The organism is Caballeronia sp. LZ032, assembly GCF_031451315.1.
Taxonomy (GTDB): Bacteria; Pseudomonadota; Gammaproteobacteria; order Burkholderiales; family Burkholderiaceae; genus Caballeronia.
Map to the genome: position 1 here is coordinate 201,118 of NZ_JARUXP010000002.1, position 6,231 is coordinate 207,348.

General features: G+C 62.1%; 5 protein-coding genes and 1 pseudogene. 4 read left to right on the forward strand and 2 right to left on the reverse strand.

The features are described from left to right. The first annotated feature begins 42 nt into the window (after positions 1 to 42). On the forward strand, positions 43 to 426 hold the full coding sequence (locus QCE69_RS16525) for a DUF1801 domain-containing protein (RefSeq protein WP_309931894.1): 384 nt from the start codon (positions 43 to 45) through the stop codon (positions 424 to 426). Between the two features lie 60 nt (positions 427 to 486). Here QCE69_RS16525 and QCE69_RS16530 read toward each other — a convergent pair whose 3' ends face one another. After that, positions 487 to 1,317: a class I SAM-dependent methyltransferase gene (locus tag QCE69_RS16530; RefSeq protein WP_309931896.1), complete on the reverse strand. Its 831-nt coding sequence runs from the start codon at positions 1,315 to 1,317 to the stop codon at positions 487 to 489. 235 nt (positions 1,318 to 1,552) lie between these two features. Between QCE69_RS16530 and QCE69_RS16535 the strand changes: the two genes are divergently transcribed. Together QCE69_RS16535 and QCE69_RS16540 are read left to right on the forward strand one after the other, a co-directional pair. After that, on the forward strand, positions 1,553 to 3,739 hold the full coding sequence (locus QCE69_RS16535; protein WP_309931898.1) for a TonB-dependent siderophore receptor: 2,187 nt from the start codon (positions 1,553 to 1,555) through the stop codon (positions 3,737 to 3,739). 131 nt (positions 3,740 to 3,870) lie between these two features. Next, complete coding sequence (locus QCE69_RS16540; protein ID WP_309931899.1) at positions 3,871 to 4,818, forward strand: TauD/TfdA family dioxygenase; 948 nt, start codon at positions 3,871 to 3,873, stop codon at positions 4,816 to 4,818. Positions 4,819 to 4,976: 158 nt separating this feature from the next. Here QCE69_RS16540 and QCE69_RS16545 read toward each other — a convergent pair whose 3' ends face one another. Then, positions 4,977 to 5,873 carry a LysR family transcriptional regulator gene (locus QCE69_RS16545; RefSeq protein ID WP_309812311.1) on the reverse strand — a complete coding sequence of 299 codons (897 nt, stop codon included), beginning with the start codon at positions 5,871 to 5,873 and terminating at the stop codon, positions 4,977 to 4,979. A gap of 220 nt (positions 5,874 to 6,093) precedes the next feature. On the opposite strand from QCE69_RS16545, the pseudogene QCE69_RS16550 reads away from it, so the two are divergent. Continuing rightward, positions 6,094 to 6,231, forward strand: a pseudogene (locus tag QCE69_RS16550) (succinate dehydrogenase, cytochrome b556 subunit); the annotation flags it as partial.

Sequence of the window (6,231 nt, forward strand, 5' to 3'; positions counted from 1 at the left end):
TGCTGTCTGCGTTTTTGCACAATTAAAAACCGAGACGCGTTCATGAAAAATTCGGAACGAATCGATCAACTGATTGCAGGCCTTGACGACTGGCGCGGCGAAATGCTGGCGAACGTGCGCAAGGCCATTCTCGCGGCGGATGGCGAGATCGTCGAGGAATGGAAGTACATGGGCAGTCCGGTGTGGTATCGCGACGGCATGATCGCCGTGGGCAATGCGCACAAGGACAAGGTCAAGCTGACCTTTGCGAACGGCGCGCATCTCGCGGATCCGGACCGGCTCTTCAACGCAGGTCTCGAAGGCAACCAGCGGCGCGCGATCGACTTTTTCGAAGGCAGCAAGGTCCAGGCGCGCGCGCTGCGGGATCTCGTGCGAGCGGCGATCGAATACAACCAGGGCAAGGCGAGGAAGAAGGGCAGCGCCTGAGGCTCGGGGTGCGCACGGGATGCGCTCGGGGGTGCGTTCGGGGTTGCCCTCAACGCACGCTCAGGGCAGCCGCGCCCAGGCGCCGATGAACGCCGGTGGCTGCACGACGCCTTCGAGCGCGACTACCTGATCGCGCAGGCGCTCGGCAAAGGTATCGATGTCCACCGCCTTCGCATCCACGATGCCGAACCGTTCGGCAAGCGGCAACAAAGTTCTCAGCACCTCCGCGAGATAGCGGTAGGTGAACGCGTCCGGGCCGCCTTCGAAGCGTGCCGACAGCAGCATCTGCGGATCGGGCAGGCCTGCTTGGCGAAACGTCTTGAAGAGTTTCGCACCCATCTCGGTGTCCACGCCCGCGCGCCGGAAGGTTTCGATGATCCAGCGCGTGCCTTGCGCACACAGCGGCGCCTCGGGCAGCGAACGCGCGGTGCTCATGTCCATTTCATGAAACACGAACAGCGTGCCGCTGCCGGCTTGCGCGGCGAGCCGGCGCAAGGTCGCGGCCGGATCGGGCAAGTGCAGCAGGATCAGCCGTCCGATCACGGCATCCACCTCGCCGACGATATCCACGTCCGTCACGCTTCCGGCTTCGAAGCGCACGTGGTTCAGATGCGCGTGCTCCGCGCGCCGGCGCGCCTTGTCGATGATCTCCGGTGACCGATCGATGCCCAGCACACTGCCGTTCGTCCCGACGAGCGCCGCGGCAAGAAACGAGACATCGCCCGCGCCGCATCCCAGGTCCAGCACGCGCATGCCCGGAGCGAGGCCCGCGCGCCGCAGGACGTCCTCGGTGAGATCGCTGATGAAACGTGCCTGATGGTCGAGCCGCTCCATTTCGGGATCTGAGTGGCCGAGCACGTAGGCGGTGGAAGAGGAAGGCGTGGAGTTCATCGGCGGACCTCGACTGTGCGTATCCGATGCGGGCTGCCCGCGTATTCAGAGGCGCCCGATTTCATCTTAGTCACTATCCGGTCGCGTCCCGTTTCTTTCGATTTCCTTCCGGAAAAAGCTGAACGGAAGGCTGAGAAAAAGCGGAAACGAATGTTTACAAAAAGGCAATGAAAGGCGACAATTCGGCCCGAAATAATAACGATTCGCATTTGCGCGTGACGACAAGAGAATGAGTATGAAGAAAACTGAATGGAATGCCGTGGCCATGCGGCCGCTGAAACTCGCCGCCCTGCTGATGTTTGCCGTTGCACCGCTGGCCTACGCACAGTCCACCGATGGCACAGCCAACGACGCTTCCGCTCCCGCGCCTTCGGACGCCACCCTGCCGGCCGTCAAGGTGACTGCGCAGAATCCGGATCAGCCGTACGGGCCGACGAACGGCTATGTCGCGAAGGAATCGACGGCGCTCAAGACCGGCACGTCGCTGCTGGAAACGCCGCAGTCCGTGTCCATCGTGACGCGTCAGCAGATGGATCAGCAGAACGCGCAGACGCTGAATGCGGCGGTGCGCTACGTGTCCGGCGTGACGCCGGAGACGCGCGGCGGCATTGCGACGCGCTATGACTTGCTGAAAGTGCGCGGCTTCGACGCCGACAAATACTGGAACGGGCTGAAGATGCTCGACAACTCGTGGTACGCGACTCCGCAGGTCGATCCGTACTTGCTCGAGCGTATCGAGGTGTTGAAGGGACCGGTCTCGGTGCTGTACGGTCAGGCCGCGGCGGGCGGCCTGCTGGATCAGGAAAGCAAGATGCCGACGGTCGTTCCGTTGCACGAAGTGGGCGTCGAATTCGGCAACTACGCGCACAAGCAGGCCACGTTCGATTTCTCGGGACCGATCGGCGGCGATGAGCGTTATCTGTATCGCCTGACCGCCATCGCGCGTTCCGAAGACGGGCAGGTGCAGTCGACGGAGAACAAGCGCATTGCGATTGCGCCGTCGTTCACGTGGCGCCCGGATGCAAAGACGTCGCTTACGCTGTTCGGGTTCTATCAGCACGATCCGCGCGCCACGTCGTACGGCAGCGTGCCGCCGGAAGGCACGGTGCTCTACAACCCGAATGGCAAGCTGCCGAGCGACTTCTACGACGGCGACCATAACTTCGAGAGCTTCAACCGGGTTCAGGAGTCGATCGGCTACAAGTTCGAACGCAAGCTGACGAATACCTGGTCGTTCCGTTCGAACGCGCGCTTCATGCACGTCGCGCAGGACTACAAGAGCGTGTATGCGAGCCAGCTCGAAGACGATTTGCGCACGCTCGATCGCGGCACGGCGGCGTCGAAGGACAACCTGAACACCTTTGCGATCGACAATCAGGTGGAAGGCAACTTTTCGACCGGGCCGATCGATCACACTGTGCTGTTCGGCTTCGATTACCAGCACTATGCGAGCAATTTCGATGCGGGCTTCGGCGTCGCGCCGCCGCTCGACATGTACGCGCCGAACTACAACCAGACGATCACGCCGCCCGACCGCTATCACCAGGTGCTGAGCGGCACCCAGTACGGCGTGTATGCGCAGGATCAACTGCGCTGGGGTCACGTGGTCCTGACGCTCGGCGGACGCGAGGACTGGGCAAGCAGCGACTCGAACAACACCACCTACGGCGTGCAATCGCATCAGTTCAACCGCGCCTTCACGGGCCGCGCCGGTCTGTCGTATGTGTTCGACAGCGGCATCGCGCCGTATGTCAGCTATACCGAATCGTTCACGCCGCAGGTCGGCACCGACATCAACGGCAATCAGTTCTCGCCGGAGAAGGGCCGTCAGTACGAGATCGGCGTGAAGTTCCAGCCGAAGGGCTACAACGCGTTCTTCTCGGCTGCGCTGTTCGACCTGACGCGCAAGAACCTGCTGACCGTCGATGCCAGCAACCCGAACTTCCAGTCCGCAGTGGGTGAAGCACGTTCGCTCGGCGTGGAACTCGAAGCGAAAGCCAGTCTCACGGATTCGCTGAACCTCACCGCAAGCTATACGTACCTCAACACCAAGTACACGAAGGACAACAGCGGGCTCGACGGCAAGTTCCTGCCTGCCGTGCCGCAGAACCAGGCTTCGCTGTGGGCGTACTACACGATCAATCGCGGACCGGTAGCGGGCTTGTCGATGGGTGCGGGCGGACGCTACACGGGCACGACCTACAGCAGCGACAACAGCTTCAAGGTGTCGAGCTTCTTCCTCGTCGATGCCACGCTGCGCTATGACCTCGGCCGCGCTGCTACCCAGTTGAAGGGCGCGGAGCTCTATGTGAACGCGCAAAACCTGTTCAACAAGCGCTATGTCGCATCGTGCTATTACGGAACGTGGTGTGCCTTCGGTTATGGCCGCCAGGTCTTCGCGGGCATGAACTATCACTGGTAAAGCCTGAACCGGAACGTCGTGAGCGCCGGCCCGGCGCTTATCGCAAACCAAGCTATCCGTAGCGGGATTTCTTGGTTCGCGTGAGAAGTGGCGGCTTGTACATTGATCGCTCTATCGACAGGAGCATCACAGTGAACGCAGTTGCCAACGCTGATGTATCGAGTGTGACGGTCAAGCCGTTATCGGCGCATATCGGGGCTGAAATCGCCGGCGTCGATCTGACGCGGCCTCTGACTGACCATCAGGTGAAGGCGTTGCGTGCCGCTTTGCTCGAATGGCGCGTCATCTTCTTCCGTGAGCAGTTCCTCACGCATGCCCAGCACGTGGCGTTCTCCGCGCAATTCGGCGAACTCACAGTGGGTCATCCGGTGTTCGGCCATGTTGAAGGCCACCCGGAAATCTATTCGATCTCCAAGTTTCGCAAGGCCACGCGCTTCGACGGCCCATCGCTCGTGCGGCCATGGACCGGCTGGCATACCGATGTCACGGCCGCCGTGAATCCGCCGTTCGCCTCCATTCTGCGCGGCGAAACCATTCCGCCCTATGGCGGCGACACGCAGTGGACCAACCTCGTCATCGCCTACGAGAAGCTGTCCGCGCCGTTGCGTGGGTTCATCGACGGACTGCGCGGCGTGCATCGCTTTGCGCCGCCGCAAGGGGCGAGCGGGACGGATGCATTCAGGAAGGCCGTCGACGATCACATCCTCGTCAGCGAACATCCGCTTGTGCGCGTACATCCCGAAACCGGTGAGCGCGCGTTGTATGTGAGCCCGGGCTTTCTCAAGCATGTCGTGGATCTCGCGCCGCGCGAGAGCCAGGCCTTGCTCGAACTGCTGTGGGAACACGTCACGCGCCCCGAGTTCACGGTGCGCTTCAAGTGGGAGCCGGGCAGCATCGCCTTCTGGGATAACCGCACGACCGCGCACCTCGCGCCGACCGATATCTTCGACCTCGACTTCGATCGCCAGCTATATCGCACGACGCTCGTCGGCGATGTGCCGATCGGTCCGGACGGGCGCGCATCGGTGGCGGTCCAGGGTTCACCGGTGGGCGCGGCAGCAGCGGTCGCATTGAATTGACCGACACGCATTTCGTCGCTCGACTACCGAGCAACTAACTGTCGATTTTTTCGGCGCCCACGAAATCGCTTCGCCAATTTATATAAAGCTGTCTTGCAAGCGTGGGCGACGCGATAGTTGCGAATGCAACTTTCATAAGCATCACAACGACGCGTGCATCAAGCGCGAGCCGCAGCAACCTGCCGCGCGATCTCGAGAAAATTGGCGGTCTTGGCCGGCGTGGCGTCGATGCGCGACGCCAGTGCAAGGCGAATGGAGATGTTGCTGTCGAGCGCATCGGTATAAGCCACGCCATCGACCTGGATCTGGCACACCGATGCCGGCACCAGCGACACCCCGAACTCCGCCGCGACGAGATTCACCACCGAGGACAATTGCGGCGCCTGTTGCCCGGCGATGGGTTCGAAGCCCGCTTCGCGGCATGCGCCGACGATGACATCGTGCAGCGTCGGGCTGGCTTCGCGCGGCAGCATCACGAAGGCGTCTTCAGCCAGCGCCGACAGCGGCACCTTGCGCTTCCTGGCGAGCCGGTGCGTGGCGGGCAGCACGATCCGCATCGGCTCGACGGCGATGTGATGGATTTGCACCCCGGCGGGCGACTGGCTGCCGAGCCGGACGAAGGCGACATCGACACGGCCGTCGTCCATATGCGAGAGCAACTGCGCCGTGTTGCCCTCGGTCAGCGTCAACGTGACGTTCGGATACGCCTGCCGATATGAGCGGATGAGCTTCGACACCACCGGATTGAACGCCGCCGATCCCGTGAAGCCGATGTTCAACTGCCCGATCTCTCCACGCCCCGCACTCTGCGCCTTCTCGACGGCGAGTCGCGCGTCGGTCATCAGACGCTTGGCGTCGGCGGCGAAGGCCTCGCCGGCTTCGGTCAGCACGACGCCGTGACCGGTACGCCGGAACAAACGCACGCCGATTTCGTCTTCCAGCGCGTGAATCTGCTGACTGAGCGGCGGTTGCCCGATGCCGAGCCGCTCGGCCGCGCGCGTCACGTTGCGCTCTTCGGCGACGGCCAGAAAATAACGGATATGACGCAGTTCCATCCGATATCTATAAAAAGTATTTCAGAAAGACGAGATAGATATTGGACAGTATATCAATCCCGCGACAAAATACCGCCAGTCCCGCAGTGCGCGGGTTGGAACGTCTCCCCACGAATACATCGCCGGTCGCTCATCGAGCGCATCAGGCAGGACGAGTCGCGCCCGTGGTGAGCATCGGCTTCGCGCGATACGTCAAAACAGAATAGGGAAGGGGTCTACCGTGGCTGAAGCTGTAAAGAAACCCAGGCCGGAGTTCCGCAACATCGGGATCGGCCAACTCGCGAAGTATCGCTTGCCGCTGGCGGGGAAGGTCTCCATCCTGCATCGCGTGAGCGGCCTGCTGCTCTTCGTGTGTCTG

Bases quoted from the DNA above. Each gene is read 5' to 3' on its own strand.
- QCE69_RS16530 (WP_309931896.1), bottom strand. From the start codon at position 1,317: ATGAACTCCACGCCTTCCTCTTCCACCGCCTACGTGCTCGGCCACTCA.
- QCE69_RS16535 (WP_309931898.1), top strand. From the start codon at position 1,553: ATGAAGAAAACTGAATGGAATGCCGTGGCCATGCGGCCGCTGAAACTC.
- QCE69_RS16525 (WP_309931894.1), top strand. From the start codon at position 43: ATGAAAAATTCGGAACGAATCGATCAACTGATTGCAGGCCTTGACGAC.
- QCE69_RS16545 (WP_309812311.1), bottom strand. From the start codon at position 5,873: ATGGAACTGCGTCATATCCGTTATTTTCTGGCCGTCGCCGAAGAGCGC.